Source organism: Sphingomicrobium aquimarinum (genome assembly GCF_039655735.1).
Classification (GTDB): Bacteria; Pseudomonadota; Alphaproteobacteria; order Sphingomonadales; family Sphingomonadaceae; genus Sphingomicrobium; species Sphingomicrobium aquimarinum.
This window is the reverse complement of sequence record NZ_JBBYXH010000002.1, coordinates 277116-293122: the sequence shown is the minus strand read 5'-3', so window position 1 is coordinate 293122 and position 16007 is coordinate 277116. Positions and strand designations below refer to the sequence as shown.

Below are 16007 nucleotides of genomic sequence, written 5' to 3'. Positions count from 1 at the left end.
TCGGTTTTCGCGAAGGTCGGCGCCTTCTTTCGGTCGCCCAACGAAGAGGAAGCTGTGCCTCGTTATCGTGGATCTTGTACGAGCCGGCGAACCGCGCGCAGCAGGCTTCGGTCTGTCGGATCGTTCGCGATCTCCACCGATGCCCATCCCTCGCCGACATCGCTGGCTGCTTCCTCGCTGATCGCGACGACCGCGATAGCGGCGCGTTCGTACCCCCGCTCATCGACGAGGGTGGCAAAACGACGACCCGCGCGGGGCGAGTGAATGCAGGCGATCGCGCCTTCGACCGCAGAAAAACCCTTGGGCTCCTCGCGCGCGACGCTGGTGTAGACGGTTACCGGGACGATCGTCTGGGTCGCGTCTTCGGGCATCCGTCGATGTCGGCCCGAAAGATGGAGGAGTCGTGCGTCGGAGGGCAGTATCGCAAGTAGGTCGTCGACCCCGCCCTCGCCGACCTCGCCGACCATCATTCCCGCAGCCCGCGCCGCCGCCGCCGTCGATTCGCCGACGGCATGGACCGGAAGGTCGCGAAGCGCCGCGAGCCCTTCGCCACCGTGCCGCGCCGCATTGGCGCTGGTCATCAGGATCGCGTCGAACCGGTCGGGTTCGGGCGGCGTCCAGTCGGCCGGCCGGACCTTGAAGAGCGGCACGGCGTGAACGTTTTCCAGCCCCATGTCGGCAGCGCGGCTGGCAGAGAGACTGGCGCCCGGTTCGGGCCGCAGGATCACGATCGGGCGCGTCATGCGTCGAAGAGCCCGGCAATGGAGGACGGGGCGCCCGCGAGCATCGCGCGTGCGAGATCGGCGGCATCGCCAGTCGCGCCGCGCGACAACGCCCTGCGTTCGCAAATCCGCTCGGACCCGTCTTCGCTGTAGAGCTCGGCCTTGAAATCGAATCCGTCGCCATCGGGCGATGCATGGGCTGCGACGGGCGAATGGCAGTCGCCGCCGAGCGCGGCGGTGAAGGCGCGTTCGAGCGCGATGGCGGCGGATGTTGGGGCATCGTCGATGCCGGCGAGGAGAGCCGCGGTCTCCTCGTCGTCGGCCCGACAATCGATCCCGATTGCTCCCTGAGACGGGGCGGGCAGCAGCGTATCGGTCGAAACCGGAGCGCCCTTGTCGCTCATTCCCAAACGGTTGAGACCCGCCATTGCGAGCAGGGTGGCATCGACCTTCCCTTCCCCGACCGCGGCCAGGCGGGTCGCCACATTGCCGCGTAGCAGTGTCGTCTGGAGGTCGGGGCGGAGCGAGCGCACCTGCGCGGCGCGGCGGGGGCTGGCGGTGCCGATGATCGCGCCCTGCTTGAGATCGTCGAGCGACTCTGCGCCGATGAGGCAGTCGCGCACGTCCTCGCGGGGGAGCGTCGCTGCGATGCGGACGCCGTCCGGCCGCTCGCTCTCGACGTCCTTCATGCTGTTGACGCTGATCTGCGTATCCCCCGCCAGCAGGGCGCGGTCGAGTTCCTTGGTCCACACCGCCTTGCCGCCCATCTCGGTGAGCGGCGCGGTGCGGTTGCGGTCGCCGCGGGTCGAGATGGTGACGATCTCGACCTGTTCGGGCGCCCAGCCGTGCGCCGCCAGCAGCGCGGACTTGACCATTTCGGCCTGGATGAGGGCGAGCGGGGAACCGCGCGTGCCGATGCGGAGGGTCATGGATTGGGGGCATGGCAAAGCGCAGCGCCGCGCACAAGTGCTGGCCTTTTGGGGTGGGCCGAGGGTAGAGCCTTGACGCAATGGCCGTGATCCTCGCCCTCGAAAGCTCCTGTGACGACAGCGCCGCCGCGCTCGTCTCGTCCGACCGGCAGATCCTCGCGCAGGCGATCGTCGGCCAGGCCGACCGCCACCGCCCCTTCGGCGGGGTGGTGCCCGAGATTGCGGCGCGCGCGCACGTCGAGATTCTGCCGGGGCTGGTGAGGCAGGTGCTGCACGAGGCCGACATGACGGTGGGAGAGGTCGATGCGATCGCCGCCACCGCGGGTCCCGGGCTGGTCGGCGGCGTGATGGTCGGACTGCTTGCGGGCAAGGGGCTGGCGCTGTCGGCGAACAAGCCGCTCGTCGCGGTCAACCATCTCGAGGGCCATGCCCTCAGCCCGCGTCTCACCGATGCCGAGCTTCGATTTCCCTATCTCCTGCTGCTGACGAGCGGCGGGCATTGCCAGCTTCTGGAAGTGCGCGGGGTCGGCGACTACCGGCGGCTCGCGACCACGATCGACGATGCGGCGGGCGAGGCGTTCGACAAGTCGGCGAAACTGCTGGGCCTTGGCTACCCCGGCGGTCCGGCGGTCGAGCGGCTGGCGAAAGACGGCGATCCCGAAGCGATCGCCTTTCCGCGGCCGCTGGTCGGCTCGGGCGAACCGCATTTTTCCTTTGCGGGCCTCAAGAGCGCCGTCCAGCGCGCGGTGCAGGCCGGCGCGCATGACGCCGCCGATATCGCCGCCAGTTTCCAGCAGGCCGTCGTCGATTGTCTCGTGGACCGTACCCGTCTCGCCCTCGAGGAGAGTGACGCACCGAGCCTCGTCGTCGCGGGCGGGGTCGCGGCGAATGCGTCGGTTCGTGCGGCGCTGCAGGCGCTGGCGCAGAAGAACGGGCGGCATTTCTCCGTGCCGCCGATGTGGCTGTGCACCGACAATGCCGCGATGATCGGATGGGCAGGTGCGGAACGGTTCGCCGCGGGCCTGACCGACGATCTCGACGTGCCGGCGCGCGCGCGCTGGCCGTTGGACGATACTGCCGACAAGGTGCGCGGAGCAGGGGTGAAGGCATGATCGAGAAAATCGCCGTGATCGGGGCGGGCGCCTGGGGCACCGCGCTGGCGCAGGTCGCCGCGACGGGGGGACGCGAGGTGCTGCTCTGGGCGCTGGAAGAAGACGTCGCCCGCGCGATCAATCGGATCCACCAGAATCCCGTGTATCTTAAAGATATTGCGCTCCATGAGAATATCCGCGCGACCGCCAATTTCAGCGAGTTGAGCGAGGCGGACGCCTGGCTGGTGGTGACGCCCGCGCAGCATATGCGTGCCGTGCTCGGACGCGCGCCCTGCCCGGGAATGCCGCTGGTGCTCTGTTCCAAGGGCATCGAGGAGAAGTCGGGCGAACTCCTGCACCATGTGGCGAAGGACGTGTGCGGCACATCGCCCGTGGCAGTGCTGTCGGGGCCGTGTTTCGCCCACGAGGTGGCGCAAGGGCTGCCGACCGCCGCGACGCTGGCGTGCGAGGACGAGGCGCTGGGAAGCGCCCTCCACGACCGCCTCTCGCTCCCGCAGTTCCGCCTTTACTGGAGCGACGACGTTGCCGGCGCCGAGGTTGGCGGTGCAATAAAGAACGTGCTCGCGATCGCCTGTGGGATCGTCGAGGGCAAGCAATTGGGACAGAATGCGCGCGCGGCACTGATCGCCCGGGGGTTTGCCGAGATGAAACGCTTCGGCGCAGCGGTCGGCGCGCGCGAGGAGACGCTGGCCGGTCTATCGGGCCTCGGCGATCTGGTGCTGACCTGTTCCTCGACGTCGAGCCGGAATTTCTCGCTCGGCAAGGCCATTGGCGAAGGCGAACGGGCCGAGACGCTGATGGCCGACCGCACGACGGTGGCGGAGGGGGCGTTCACGGCGCCCGTGCTGGCGCGCATTGCGAAGGAGCGGGGGATCGACATGCCGATCGTCGATGTCGTCGCGGGATTGCTGGCGGGGGACTTCAGCGTGGACGAGGCGCTCGCGAACCTGCTCAGCCGTCCGCCCCGGGCGGAGACGGTCTAGGCGATCTATTATGGCTATAGGGGTCGGGGCGGCCCGACCCCGTCAGTCGGGTTCGCAAGGGCGACCCGCTGGCCGTTGCTCGCTGTCTCTCTCGCAACGTCGCTCGCTCCGCTCCACTCCTGTTGCGTTCGGCAGCTCGCTTAAAAATCCCAGGCGATGCCTTTTCGCTCCCAGTCGCCGTAGCGCGTGGGGTCGGGCTTGTCCTTTTCGCCGACGGGGCCGTCGGGCGTCTCGACAGGTTCCGGCTCGGGAACGGGCGGCGAGGGAGCGAGATGTTCGGGCGGGTCGAGTTTCTTGGGGCGTTTCATCCTTCGGAGATGGGCGCTAGGGGGAGACATGCCAAGACCTGCCAACGACGGTACTGCCAGCCGCCTCGCCGCGCTGAAGATTCTCGACGCCGTGCTGCGCCGCGACGAAACGATCGAGGCCGCCGCGCGCCATGCGGCGCGTGGCCTGCCGCCGAGCGACGCGGGGCTCGCGATGGCGATCGCGGGCGAAACGCTGCGCCGCCTTCCCGATCTCGACGCGCTCATCGACGGCGTGATGGAGCGCCCGCTTGCCGACGACGCGAAGGCGCGGATGGTGCTGCGGATGGCGCTTGCGCAGCGGATCGCGCTCCGAACCCCCGATCATGCCGTGGTGGCGACCGCGCTGCCGTTGGTCGAGGGCGGACCGCGGCGGCTGGTGCACGGCGTCCTGTCGCGATTGCTCAAGTCCGACCTTCCGACGCTCGATGCGCCGCATCTGCCGGAAACCATCGCGGAGCGCTGGTCGCATTGGGGGCACGACGTCATCGCGGCGGCGCGAACGATGCTCGGCCAGCGCCCGCCGCTCGACATCAGCCTGAAGAACGAAGACGTTGCCGCCCCCGAAGGCGCGACGCTGGCCGCACGGCACCGCCGCGTGACGTCGGATGCGAGCGTGACCGATCTCGACGGCTTTTCGGTCGGTGGCTGGTGGGTGCAGGACTTGGCCGCCTCGATCCCAGCCCGTCTCATTCCCGCTGAGGCGCGACGGGTGCTCGACGCGTGCGCTGCCCCGGGTGGCAAGACGCTCCAGCTCGCGGCGGCAGGCCATGACGTCACCGCGCTCGATCTGTCGGCAAAGCGACTGCGACTGGTGACGGAAAATCTCGAGCGCACCGGCCTGTCGGCACGGATCGTCGCGCACGATCTTCGCCACCATAAGGACGATGCGTTCGACGCGGTGCTGCTCGATGCGCCCTGCTCGGCGACCGGCACCTTCCGGCGCCACCCCGAGACGCTCTACCGTGCCCGCCCGCGGATCATCGAGGAAATGGCGTCGCTGCAGGCCGCCCTCCTCGACGCATCTGCCCGGCTGACGCGGCCCGGCGGTACGCTCGTCTACGCGACCTGCTCGCTGGAGCGCGAAGAGGGCGAGGCGCAGATCGAGGCCTTCCTCGAGCGCACGCCTGGCTGGCGCATCGAGCCGGCGGAGGTTTCGATCGACGGCATCGTGCCACACGAACGCGGCTGGCTGCGGATCCTTCCAGGCGACCTCGCCGGGGCGGGCGGGGTCGACGGTTTCTTCATCGCATCGCTTGTCCGCGCGGGCGATTGACGGCACAAGGGCACGCGTCATGACGATCATCTCCCCAAGCATCCTGTCGGCCGATTTCGCCAAATTGGGCGAGGAAGTGCGGGCCATCGACAACGCGGGCGCGGACTGGATCCATGTCGATGTCATGGACGGGCATTTCGTGCCCAACATCACCATCGGCCCGGCGGTCGTGAAGGCGCTGCGCCCGCACACCGACAAGCCGTTCGACGTCCATCTGATGATCGCGCCCGTCGACCCTTATCTCGAAGCGTTCGCCGAGGCGGGCGCGGACATCATCACCATCCATCCCGAAGCCGGCGCGCACACGCACCGGACGCTCCAGCGGATCCGCTCGCTCGGCAAGAAGGCCGGCATCGTCGTCAACCCGGGAACGGGCATCGAGGCGATCGATTATCTCACCGACCTGGCCGACCTCGTCCTCGTGATGAGCGTCAATCCGGGTTTCGGCGGGCAGAAGTTCATCACCGACCAGCTGCGCAAGGTCGAGGCCATCGCAAACCTCAAGGAACAGCGCGGTCTCGACTTCCACATCGAGGTCGACGGGGGGGTCGATCCCGACACCGCACCCCGCTGCGTCGATGCGGGCGCGACGGCGCTGGTCGCGGGAACGGCGGTCTTCCGCGGCGGGCCCGACCATTATGCCGACAATATCGCGGCGCTGAAAAACGGGCGATGAGCAAGGGCCACGGCGGACTCTCCAAGAAGCTGATCGGCCGCCTGCTCAAACAGTCGGGAAAGCCGCTACGCATTTCCGCCGTTCCGCGCGATCATGTCGAGGGCGACCGCGAGGCGGGCGAATTGCTGTTGAAGGGCGTGCTCACCTATCGCGGCGAGAGGATGAAGCTCGCCAACCTCGATTTCGCCGATCATAGCATCGAGCGGCCCATCGTCCGTTATCTGCACAGCTTTGCTTGGTTGCGCGACGTGGCGGCCGCTACCGGGCGTGAACAGGGCGCCAAACTGGGCGAGGCGGTGGCGCGTCGCTGGTTGGCGCGCCACGGCGAAAAGCCCGACGCCGCCTGGGCGCCCGCGCTGCTTGGCGAACGACTGCTGTTCCTCATCGCCTACGCCCCGTTCGTGCTTTCGACGAACGACCCCGACTATCGCCGCGTGCTGCTCAACGTCATGGCGCGCGGTGCCCGAACGCTGGATGCCGAAGCCGACAAGGCGACACCGGGGCTCGAGCGCATCACGGCATGGGCCGGGCTGACGGTTGCCAGCCTGACGCTGTCGGGCAATGTGCCGCGCATCGCCAAGGGCGAAGCGGGCCTCACACGGGCGCTGGCGCAGGGACAGCATGACGACGGCGGACTGATGGCGCGCCGACCGTGGGAGCAGGCGCTGCTGGTCGACCGTCTGGGGCTGACGCGAGCGGCCTATTTCGCGGCCAAGCAATCGCTCCCCGATGCGGTCGAGGAAGCGACCACCGCCGCACTCGCCGCACTGCACGGCGTTCGCCATGGCGACGGAGGGCTTTCGGGCTGGCAGGGCGGCAATCCGGGCGATCCCGTTCATCTCAATGCCCTTGTCGAGGGGTGCGGGGTGCGCGCCCGTCCGCTTCGCGAGCCGCGCGGCTGGGGATACCACCGGCTCTCCGCGCTCGGCACCGTCGTCCAGATCGATGCCGCCCCCCCGCCGACGGGCCCGTACGCCGATGCCTCCCACGCGGGCACCCTCGGGATCGAACTTTCCGACGGCGACCAGCGGATCGTCATGAGCTGCGGCGGCGATGGCCGCTCGGGTCGCTTGCCCACGAGCCTTGCCCAAGCCTTGCGCGCGACGGCGGCCCATTCGACGCTCGTTCTGGAAGATGCCGATAGCAGCATTATCGATACGGCCGGCAAGCTGAAGACGGATATCCGCGATATCGACGTCGCGCGCCGGGAAAAGGACGGCGCGAGCCAGATCGAGGCCGGTCATGAGGGCTATGCGAAACGTTTCGGCCTGTCGCACCGCCGCACCGTGAAATTGAGCGATACCGGCAAACAGGTCGACGGCATGGACGTGCTCGAACCCGTGGGTCGTCGGTTGCGCCGTCCCGAACGCGCCTTCGCGCTGCGGTTTCACCTTGCCCCCGGGATCGAAGTGACGCCGACCGCCGACGGGCTCGGCGCGCTGCTGCGCTGTCCCGCCGCGCCGCCTTGGCAGTTTCGCTGCGATGGCGCGACGCTGGGGATCGAGGAAAGCCTCGTCGTGAATGGCGTAGGCCGCCCCTTGAAGACACAACAGCTTGTCATCGCGGGCGCAGCGGGCAAGGAGGGCGCGCACGTCCACTGGCACTTCCGCCGTTCAAGCTAGGAGTTGTTCTTCCCCATGGCCGACCACAAGCCGATCGCCCGCGCATTGCTGTCCGTTTCCGACAAGGCGGGGCTCGAGCCGCTGGCCGCCGCGCTCGCGAAACATGGGGCGGAGCTGGTGTCCACGGGTGGCACGGCCAAGGCGCTGCGCGCGCCTGGTCACGAAGTACGCGACGTTTCCGACCTGACGGGTTTTCCCGAAATGATGGACGGGCGCGTCAAGACGCTCCACCCCACGGTCCATGGCGGCATCCTCGCGCGGCGCGACAAGGACGATCATCTCGCCGCGATGGAGGCGCATGAGATCGGCCCCATCGATATGGTGGTGATCAACCTCTATCCCTTCGAGGCGACCGTGGCGAAGGGCGCGGACCGCGAGACCATCATCGAGAATATCGACATCGGCGGTCCCGCGATGGTGCGTTCGGCAGCCAAGAACCATGCGAGCGTGGCGGTGGTGACCGACCCCGACGACTATGATGCCGTCATCGGCGAAATCGAATCGCACGGCGGCCTGACGCAGGAGTTCCGCACCATGCTCGCCGCCAAGGCCTATGCGCTGACGGCGAGCTACGATGCGGCCATCTCGAGCTGGTTCGCGGATGTCGATCTGAACGAGGCCTATCCCGACACGCGGGTGATCGCGTTGAAGAAGGCGGACGAACTTCGCTACGGCGAAAACCCGCATCAGAAGGCGGCGCTCTACATTCCGCAACGCGCCGAAGCGGGCCTCGCGGGTGCCGAACAGGTGCAGGGCAAGGCCCTGTCCTACAACAATCTCAACGATGCCGATGCGGCCTACAATCTCATCAGCGAGTTGCGCGACGGGGCGCCCGCGTGCGTGATCGTCAAGCATGCCAACCCATGCGGCGTTGCACGCGCAGCGAGTCTCGAGCAGGCGTGGACCGACGCACTCCAGTGCGACAGCGTCAGCGCGTTCGGCGGCATCGTGGCGGTCAACCGTCCCCTCGACGGCGCGACCGCGCGCGCGATCGCCGACATTTTCACCGAAGTCGTGGTCGCACCCGACGCGGACGATGAAGCGCGGGCGGTCTTCGCCAAGAAGAAGAACCTTCGCCTGCTGCTCGTCGGCGAGCTGCCCGATGCGGGACGAGCGGGGCAGATGCTCAAGCCTGTTGCGGGCGGGATGCTCGTCCAGGATCGCGATATCGGACGCATCACCAAGGATGATCTTACCGTCGTGACCAAGCGCGCGCCGACACCGCAGGAACTGGACGACTGCCTGTTCGCCTGGACGGTCGCCAAGCATGTGAAATCCAATTCGATCGTCTACGCCAAGGACGGAGCGACCGCGGGGATCGGCGCGGGACAGATGAACCGCCGCGATTCGGCGCGGATCGCGGCGATGAAGGCCAAGGAGGCCGCCGAAACGCATGGGTTCGGCGAGCCGCGCACAGTCGGTAGCGCGGTGGCCTCGGACGCCTTTTTCCCCTTCGCCGACGGCCTGCTGTCGGCCGCGGAAGCGGGTGCGAGCGCGGTCATCCAGCCGGGCGGCTCGATCCGCGACGATGACGTCATCGCCGCTGCCGACGACGCCGGTCTCGCGATGGTCTTCACCGGGATGCGGCATTTCAATCATTGAAGACCCAAGCGCAGCGACGCTGGCCTGAAAGGCCGCCGGAGCAGCGCGTAGAGGGGCTGAAATGCGGACGGCCTGCGCGGCTTGGCGCGACAGGACCGACGGCGCGGGCCGCCCCGCGCCGCTACGCCGCCGTCTAGTGCGCCACGGGGGTCGGGGCGGCCCGCCCCCGTCGGTCGGGTTCGCATTGCGACCCGCCGTCCGTCAGGGTCGCGCCCTCTTCGTGCTACTCCGGCGGGACCTGCGGCCCCGGCGTCGCTGCACTCGGGCGCTCCTTCTTCATCTTGAACAGCTCGCGGTCCTCGGGTCCGAACCCCCAGCGCCAGATGACGAAGCCGAAGACGGCAAGGATGGCGGGAACGCCGATGATCAGCTGTCCCCAGTCGCGGAGCTGGACGATGAGGAGGCCCACCGGCACGGTCGCGAGCGCTGCCCAGATCATCGGCCAACGCCAACCGGAAACGGGCGCGTTGACGATGCCCGACAACAGCCACGCCTTGGCGAGCGCAGCGAAGCCGAGGGCCACGCCCAGTCCGACCGCCGCCCCTGCGGCCTGAATTTCGGGCGGATAGCCGAAGGAGCGCAGGACCAGGATCGCTGCCACACCCGCGCCAACCTCGATGGCGAGCATGATGAATCCGATGATCATGTTGCGGTGGCGCGCGAGATAGATGAGCGCCGCGTCCGATACCGCCGCCATTGCCGCCACCACTTCTGCAGCCAGCAGAACGCCGAGGATGACATAGCCCGAGCCGAACTCTTCGCCGACGAGGTTCATGACGGCCATCGCCGGGATACCGAGCGCCAGTCCGATCCCCGCCTGCGCGGCGATGATCCAGAAGCCTACCTGACGAACCTGCTGCGCGACGGCACCGTAATTCTTTGCTTCGACATTCTGGCTGATGACGGGGCCCATGATCGGTTCGAAACTGGTCTTCAGCTTGCTCGGAAGCGAGGCGACCTGCTGGGCGGCCCAGTAGATTCCGTAGATCGCTTCGGAGAAGAAGAAGCCCAGCAGGAAGAGGTCGAGGCGGCGGCTGGCCCATTCGGTCGCGTCGGCGGCGGCGACGGGTAGATTACGCCATGCCATGCTCGCGAGTTTCGAGGGGTGCGGGCGCCAGTGGGAACGGGGAAGGCCGTAGCTGCGCACGAACGGCCAGAGCGCGGTGACGAGCGCACCGATCATCGAGGCGACATAGGCGACGATGAGTCCGTCGTCGGTGTTCACGAACGCCCATCCCAGCGCGACGAGCGAAATGGTCCACGGTTCGACGATGGCGCGGCTGCGCACCGTGGCGGCGATGTTGTGGCGATAATTGCAGGCCGCGAGCGAAATTTCGGTCCAGGCCAGTGCCAGCACCGTCAGCGGAAGCCATTTCTCGAGGCCGCGCGGTGCGTCGCCCTTGAACATGATCTCGGGGACGAGAAACAGGATCGTCATGGCGACGAGGCTGCCGAGCATAGCGACGACCAGCCCGTCCCAGACGATGTCGGCGTGATCGTCCGGGTCCTTGGCCTTGGACAACTGCTGCGCCAGGCCGCGCTTGAGGCCCAATGTCGAGAGTTGCGCGGCGAACTCGACGACGATCAAAGCGAAGGCGAAGCGCCCCATGCTTTCCGCGCCGTAGAACCGCCCCGCGATGAAGAGGAAGGGGATCCGCGCCAGCAATCGCAGCACGAAGCCGAAGAAGTTGATCCGTCCGCCCCGCGCTAGCGCAGCGAGATCGCCCTTCCCTCCGTCCGCAGCCGGTGCGCTGTTGCTAGCGGATTTGCCCCCCGTTCCGCCCATCAGTGCGCCGCGCCCCAGTTCGGCCCCCAGCCGACCTCGACATCCAATGGCACGTCGAGCGCGAGCGCGGGCCTCGCCGCCTGTTCCATCACCGGCTTGATGACGGCGGCGGCCGCTTCTTCCTTCCCCTCCGGGACCTCGAAGAGCAGTTCGTCGTGCACTTGGAGCAGCATCTTCACGTCCGACAGGCCCGCGTCGGCCAGCGCCGCGTCCATGCGCGCCATGGCCCGCTTGATGAGGTCGGCGCTCGTCCCCTGGATCGGCGCGTTGACCGCTGCGCGCTCGGCGCCCGCGCGAACGTTGGGCATCTTCGACTTGATGTTCGGGAAATGCGTCTTGCGCCCGAACAGCGTCGTGGTGAACCCGCGCTCCTTGGCGTCGGCAAGCGTGCGCGCGATGAAGTTCTGGATTTCGGGGAAGCTCGCGAAATAGGCGTCGATGATGCTCTTGGCTTCGTCGCGCTCGATGTCGAGACGATTGGCGAGCCCGAACGCGCTGATCCCGTAGAGGATCGCGAAATTGACCGTCTTGGCCTTGCCGCGCGTGTCCTTGTTGACCTCGCCGAACAATTCGGTGGCGGTGCGGTCGTGGATGTCCTCTCCCTTCTGGAAGGCGTCCTTCAGCGCGGGCACGTCGGCCATCTCGGCGGCGAGCCGCAGCTCGATCTGGCTATAGTCGGCGGAGAGCAGCACGTGCCCCGGCTCGGCGATGAAACAGTCGCGGATCTTCGCGCCGATGGGGGTGCGGATGGGAATGTTCTGGAGGTTGGGGTCGTTCGACGACAGCCGCCCCGTTTGCGCGCCCGAGAGGCTGTAGGTCGTGTGGACGCGGCCGGTGACGCCATTGATCTGCGCCTGCAGCGCGTCCGTGTAGGTATTCTTGAGCTTGGTCAGCTGGCGCCATTCGAGCACGAGGCTCGCAACCTCGAAGCCCTCGCGGTCCAATCGCTCCAGCTCGTTCTGATCGGTCGAATAGGTCCCCGACTTACCCTTGCGCCCGCCGCTCGCACCCAGTTTCTCGAACAGGATCGCGCCCAGTTGCTTGGGGCTCCCGATGGTGAATTCTTCTCCCGCCCGCTCGAAAATCTCCTTTTCGAGCCGCTCGATGTCTTCCGCGAACTGCTTCGAGAGCGCTGCGAGCGCCTCGCGATCGACCTTGATGCCCCGACGCTCCATCCCCGAGAGGGCCGCTGGCATCGGGCGGTCGACCCGCTCGTAGACATTGGTCGCGCGTTCAGGCGCGAGGCGCGGTTTCAGGCGCTTCCACAGGCGCAGGGCGATGTCGGCATCCTCGGCCGCATATTCGGTCGCCTTGTCGAGCGGCACTTCGTTGAAGCCGATCTGCTTCTTGCCCGTGCCGCAGAGCTCCTTGAACGTGATGCACGTGTGTCCGAGCGCGGACTTGGCCAGCGCGTCCAGCCCGTGCGCGGCAAGACCACGCCCCGCATCGAGATCGAAGCTCATGACCAGCGTGTCGTCGTAGGGCGCGACCCTGATCCCTTCGCGCGCCATCATCGCGAGGTCATATTTGATATTGTGACCGATCTTGAGGATCGCATCATCCTCGAGCACCGGCTTGAGGGCCGCGAGCACGTCCTCTTTCGAGAGTTGCTCGGGCCGTTCGCCGAGAAGATCCTCGCTGCCATGCCCGAGGGGAATGTAGCAGGCGACATCGTCCCCGACCGCGAGGCTGAGGCCGACGAGATTGCCGGTCACGCAGTCGAGACAATCGGTCTCGGTATCGAAGCCGACGTACCCGACGTGCCGGATCGCCTGCACCCAGCGCTCGAGATCGGTCGCATCGGTGATGGTTTCGTATTTCGAGCGGTCGACGCTGATCTCGACCGGTTCGGGCGGCTCCGCGGGTCCTGCCTCGCCGCCGCCGATACCGGTCTCTCCGGCGACACCGCGCTCGGCGGACGTTTTAGAGCCGCCACCCATCCGGTCGAGCAGGCGCCGGAAGCCCTGCTTCTCGAGAAAGGCGCGAAGCGGATCGGCAGGGATGCCGTCCAGCTTCAGCTCTTCGAGCGGCTGCGGCAGCGCAACGTCGCATTTCAGCTCGACCAGCTGGCGTGACAGCCGCGCATTGGCTTCATGCTCGGTGAGATTGCGCTTCAAGGCAGGCTTGGTAATCTTGTCGAGGTTCGAGAGAATGCCCTCGAGGTCGCCATATTCCTCGAGCAGCTGCGCGGCAGTCTTGGGCCCCACGCCCGGCACGCCCGGGACATTGTCGATCTTGTCGCCCATCAACGCCAGCATGTCGCCGACCTTGTCGGGCCCCACGCCGAACTTCTCGACGACCTCGGGCGCGCGGATGCGCTTGTCCTTCATCGTGTCGAGCATGTCGACGTCCGCGCCATTCTCGCGCGTCTCGATCAACTGCATCAGATCCTTGTCGGAGCTGACGATCGTGACCTTCCACCCCTCGTCGGCGGCGGCCTTGGTGTAGCAGCCGATGATATCGTCGGCCTCCAGCCCCTCTTCCTCGATGCAGGGCAGCGAAAAAGCGCGCGTCGCCTCGCGCACCAGCGGGAACTGGGGCACGAGATCCTCGGGCGGCGGCGGGCGGTTGGCCTTATATTCGTCGTACATCTCGTTGCGGAACGTCTTGCTCGACGCATCGAAGATTACCGCGAGGTGGCTCGGGCCGTCCTCCTGATTGAGCTGGTCGGCCAGCTTCCACAGCATCGCGGTATAGCCATAGACCGCGCCCGCGGGCGTTCCCTCCTTGTTGGTAAGGGGGGGAAGCACATGATAGGCGCGAAAGATGTAGCTCGAGCCATCGACGAGATAGAGGTGGGGCTGGTCGGCCATCGGGGGGTTCTAGCAGCAAGTGCGGCGGTTGCCATGCTCTTGTGACTGGCCGATAGACCGATGCCATGATCGATCCGACGCTCCTTCTCGCCGCCGCTGCCGAAGGCGAGCATGCCCCCGTCGATTTCACGACATTGGGCCTCGTCATCTTCATCGCGACCCTGGTGGCGATCGCGACGCGGCGGATCGGCCTGCCCTATTCGGTGGGGCTCGTCATCGCGGGCTTCGGCATTGCCCTCACGCCCATCGGCGTCGATTTGCAGCTGACGCCGGCGCTGGTGTTCGAGCTGTTGCTGCCGCCCTTGTTGTTCGAGGCGGCGATCCAGATCCCGTGGAAGAATTTGCGACGCGAGCTTCCGCTGCTTCTCAGCCTTGTCACGGTAGGCGTCGTTGCCGCCGCGACCTTGGTGGCGATCGGGATGCATTATCTGGTCGGCTGGGGATGGCTCGGTGCGGCCTTTTTCGGCGTGCTCATCGCCGCGACGGATCCGGTCAGCGTCATCGCGACCTTCAAGGAGAACAAGGTCGACCACCGGCTGCATCTTCTCGTCGAGAGCGAAAGCCTGCTCAATGACGGGGTCGCCGCGGTTCTGTTCGCGCTCCTGGTCGGCGTCGCGATCGCCGGCGGGACGGAAGGGATCGGCGTCGGCACGGTCGCGCTCGACGTCGCGCGCATCGCGGGCGGCGGGGTGATCGTCGGGCTGATCGTCGCGGGGGCGCTCCTGCTCATCGCGGGCCGCACCGAAGACAAGCTCGTCGAAATCTCGCTGACCATGCTTGCCGCCTACGGCAGCTTCCTTGCCGCCGAGCATCTCGGCATGTCGGGCGTGCTGGCGACGGTGGCGGCGGGCATCATGGTCGGCAACGTCGGCTGGCTCGGCTCGATTTCGGACGAAGGCCGTGGCGCGGTCCTGAGCTTCTGGGACTATGCCGCCTTCCTCGCCAACAGCTTTGTCTTCATCCTCATCGGCGACGGTGAAGCGAGCCCGACATTGATCGCCGCCATCCCCATTGCCGTCGTCGCGACGCTCCTCTCGCTCGCGGGCCGCGCGGTGGCGATCTATCCGCTCACCTTGGGCTGGGCGAAGACCAAGCTGGCGATGCCGTGGAAATACAAGCACGTCATGTTCTGGGGCGGGCTTCGCGGCGCGCTCAGCCTCGCGCTGGCGTTGTCGATCCCCGCCGTCGTGCCCGAGCGTTCGGCGATCATCTCGGCGGCGTTCCTCGTCGTCGCCTTCTCGATCTTCGTCCAAGGCATCACCATGCCGATGCTGCTCAATCGCCTCGACCTCATCCGGGGCGAAGGTGAGGGCGACGATTGCGAGCGCACCGAGGACGAAGGCGCGCGGGAGAACTGGCACGTCTAACCGTTCGGCGTAAATCGGGCTGATCGATGTTGGATCGCTGCAACCCGGCGCGCGCCTATCTGTTGGGGCGGTGTAGGCGTCCGAGCGAGTGTGTCCGTGAATCAATTTCATCTTTTCTATTTCGAAGGCAGCAAGCTGGTCGACGGCGAGACGATCGCCTCGCGCGACCTGCTGGAGGCCATCGACCGCGCCCATCAGGATCGCGGTGACCTGAGGGTCGAAATCCGCGCCGCCAACGGATGGACGGGCAGCATGGGACTGCCCCCGATGCACGACGCGATCGACGACGACAGGGATCGTCGCCGGATTTGACCGCGATCAAAGCGGTCCGCGAAAGGCCATGGGACAAAAGGGTATCACGCAAGGAGATGCCCGATGTCCAAACCGATCAAAGCCCAAGACCTTCACGCCGCCGAGCGCGTCGCCGCGCCCCATCTCAAGCCGAACCTCCGCCAGGATATCGAGGATCGCAACTTCGGCCTTCCGGTCGCGATTCATGCGACCTTCTTCGGCCTGTTCCTCGCTTATCTCGGGGTGATGTTCGCGGGCTTCTACGAGCCGCAGATGATCCTGCCGATGGCGATCTTCGTGATCTTCACCGTCGGCTTCTACGTCGTGCCGATGATGTGGACCGGGATGGCGCCGGGCAACGAGACCCGCGCGCTCAGCATGGAAGAGCTGTTCGCCCGCGGGATCCGGATCGAAACCGGCGTGTGCAAGGGCCGAGATGCGATGGTCCAGGCGCTCATCCTGCCCGTTCTCATCCTCGGCTGGGGCATCGCCGTGGTGAGCATCGCCGCCTTCGTCTGAGAGG

At 67.0% G+C, this 16007-nt stretch carries 14 protein-coding genes; 9 read left to right on the top strand and 5 right to left on the bottom strand.

Annotated elements, in window-relative coordinates; all coding sequences use genetic code 11:
* Positions 1–62 precede the first annotated feature (62 nt).
* A complete protein-coding gene (locus WJS89_RS07565; protein ID WP_346340337.1) occupies positions 63–743 on the bottom strand; it encodes a uroporphyrinogen-III synthase in 681 nt (226 codons plus the stop codon).
* Positions 740–1651 (bottom strand): hydroxymethylbilane synthase, encoded by a 912-nt coding sequence (gene hemC / locus WJS89_RS07560; RefSeq protein ID WP_346340336.1) that lies wholly within the window; start codon positions 1649–1651, stop codon positions 740–742. Before hemC ends, WJS89_RS07565 begins: the two co-directional genes overlap by 4 nt.
* Before the next feature lie 80 nt (positions 1652–1731).
* Between hemC and tsaD the strand changes: the two genes are divergently transcribed.
* Both tsaD and WJS89_RS07550 read left to right on the top strand, forming a co-directional pair.
* Positions 1732–2763: a tRNA (adenosine(37)-N6)-threonylcarbamoyltransferase complex transferase subunit TsaD gene (tsaD, locus tag WJS89_RS07555; protein WP_346340335.1), complete on the top strand. Its 1032-nt coding sequence runs from the start codon at positions 1732–1734 to the stop codon at positions 2761–2763.
* Complete coding sequence (locus WJS89_RS07550) at positions 2760–3746, top strand: NAD(P)H-dependent glycerol-3-phosphate dehydrogenase (protein ID WP_346340334.1); 987 nt, start codon at positions 2760–2762, stop codon at positions 3744–3746. The genes tsaD and WJS89_RS07550 overlap by 4 nt, the downstream gene beginning before the upstream one ends.
* Positions 3747–3886: 140 nt before the next feature.
* Here WJS89_RS07550 and WJS89_RS07545 read toward each other — a convergent pair whose 3' ends face one another.
* Positions 3887–4054, bottom strand: a complete 168-nt coding sequence (locus WJS89_RS07545; protein WP_346340333.1) for a DUF1674 domain-containing protein — start codon at positions 4052–4054, stop codon at positions 3887–3889.
* A 28-nt stretch (positions 4055–4082) separates the two neighbouring features.
* On the opposite strand from WJS89_RS07545, the gene WJS89_RS07540 reads away from it, so the two are divergent.
* Genes WJS89_RS07540 through purH form a run of 4 tightly spaced genes read left to right on the top strand, consistent with a single transcriptional unit; the run spans position 4083 to position 9227 of the window.
* Positions 4083–5327, top strand: a complete 1245-nt coding sequence (locus tag WJS89_RS07540; protein WP_346340332.1) for an RsmB/NOP family class I SAM-dependent RNA methyltransferase — start codon at positions 4083–4085, stop codon at positions 5325–5327.
* A 19-nt stretch (positions 5328–5346) separates the two neighbouring features.
* Positions 5347–6003 (top strand): ribulose-phosphate 3-epimerase, encoded by a 657-nt coding sequence (gene rpe / locus WJS89_RS07535; RefSeq protein ID WP_346340331.1) that lies wholly within the window; start codon positions 5347–5349, stop codon positions 6001–6003.
* Entirely contained in the window at positions 6000–7625 is a 1626-nt protein-coding gene (locus tag WJS89_RS07530) for a heparinase II/III family protein (RefSeq protein WP_346340330.1), read from the top strand. Before rpe ends, WJS89_RS07530 begins: the two co-directional genes overlap by 4 nt.
* 15 nt (positions 7626–7640) lie before the next feature.
* Positions 7641–9227 (top strand): bifunctional phosphoribosylaminoimidazolecarboxamide formyltransferase/IMP cyclohydrolase, encoded by a 1587-nt coding sequence (purH, locus tag WJS89_RS07525; RefSeq protein WP_346340329.1) that lies wholly within the window; start codon positions 7641–7643, stop codon positions 9225–9227.
* A gap of 223 nt (positions 9228–9450) precedes the next feature.
* Here the strand turns inward: purH and WJS89_RS07520 are convergent, their stop codons facing one another.
* Both WJS89_RS07520 and polA read right to left on the bottom strand, forming a co-directional pair.
* A complete protein-coding gene (locus WJS89_RS07520; RefSeq protein WP_346340328.1) occupies positions 9451–11013 on the bottom strand; it encodes a lipopolysaccharide biosynthesis protein in 1563 nt (520 codons plus the stop codon).
* Positions 11013–13826, bottom strand: coding sequence for a DNA polymerase I (polA, locus tag WJS89_RS07515; RefSeq protein ID WP_346340327.1), 2814 nt, complete (start codon positions 13824–13826; stop codon positions 11013–11015). Before polA ends, WJS89_RS07520 begins: the two co-directional genes overlap by 1 nt.
* Positions 13827–13891: 65 nt before the next feature.
* Between polA and WJS89_RS07510 the strand changes: the two genes are divergently transcribed.
* The 3 genes from WJS89_RS07510 to WJS89_RS07500 all read left to right on the top strand — a co-directional run bounded on the left by WJS89_RS07510 (position 13892) and on the right by WJS89_RS07500 (position 16003).
* The gene (locus WJS89_RS07510; protein WP_346340326.1) at positions 13892–15193 is read left to right on the top strand and encodes a cation:proton antiporter; all 1302 of its coding nucleotides are present in this window, start codon (positions 13892–13894) and stop codon (positions 15191–15193) included.
* A gap of 96 nt (positions 15194–15289) precedes the next feature.
* A complete protein-coding gene (locus WJS89_RS07505; RefSeq protein WP_346340325.1) occupies positions 15290–15505 on the top strand; it encodes a hypothetical protein in 216 nt (71 codons plus the stop codon).
* Positions 15506–15568: 63 nt separating this feature from the next.
* Positions 15569–16003, top strand: a complete 435-nt coding sequence (locus WJS89_RS07500) for a hypothetical protein (RefSeq protein ID WP_346340324.1) — start codon at positions 15569–15571, stop codon at positions 16001–16003.
* The last annotated feature ends 4 nt before the right edge of the window (positions 16004–16007 follow it).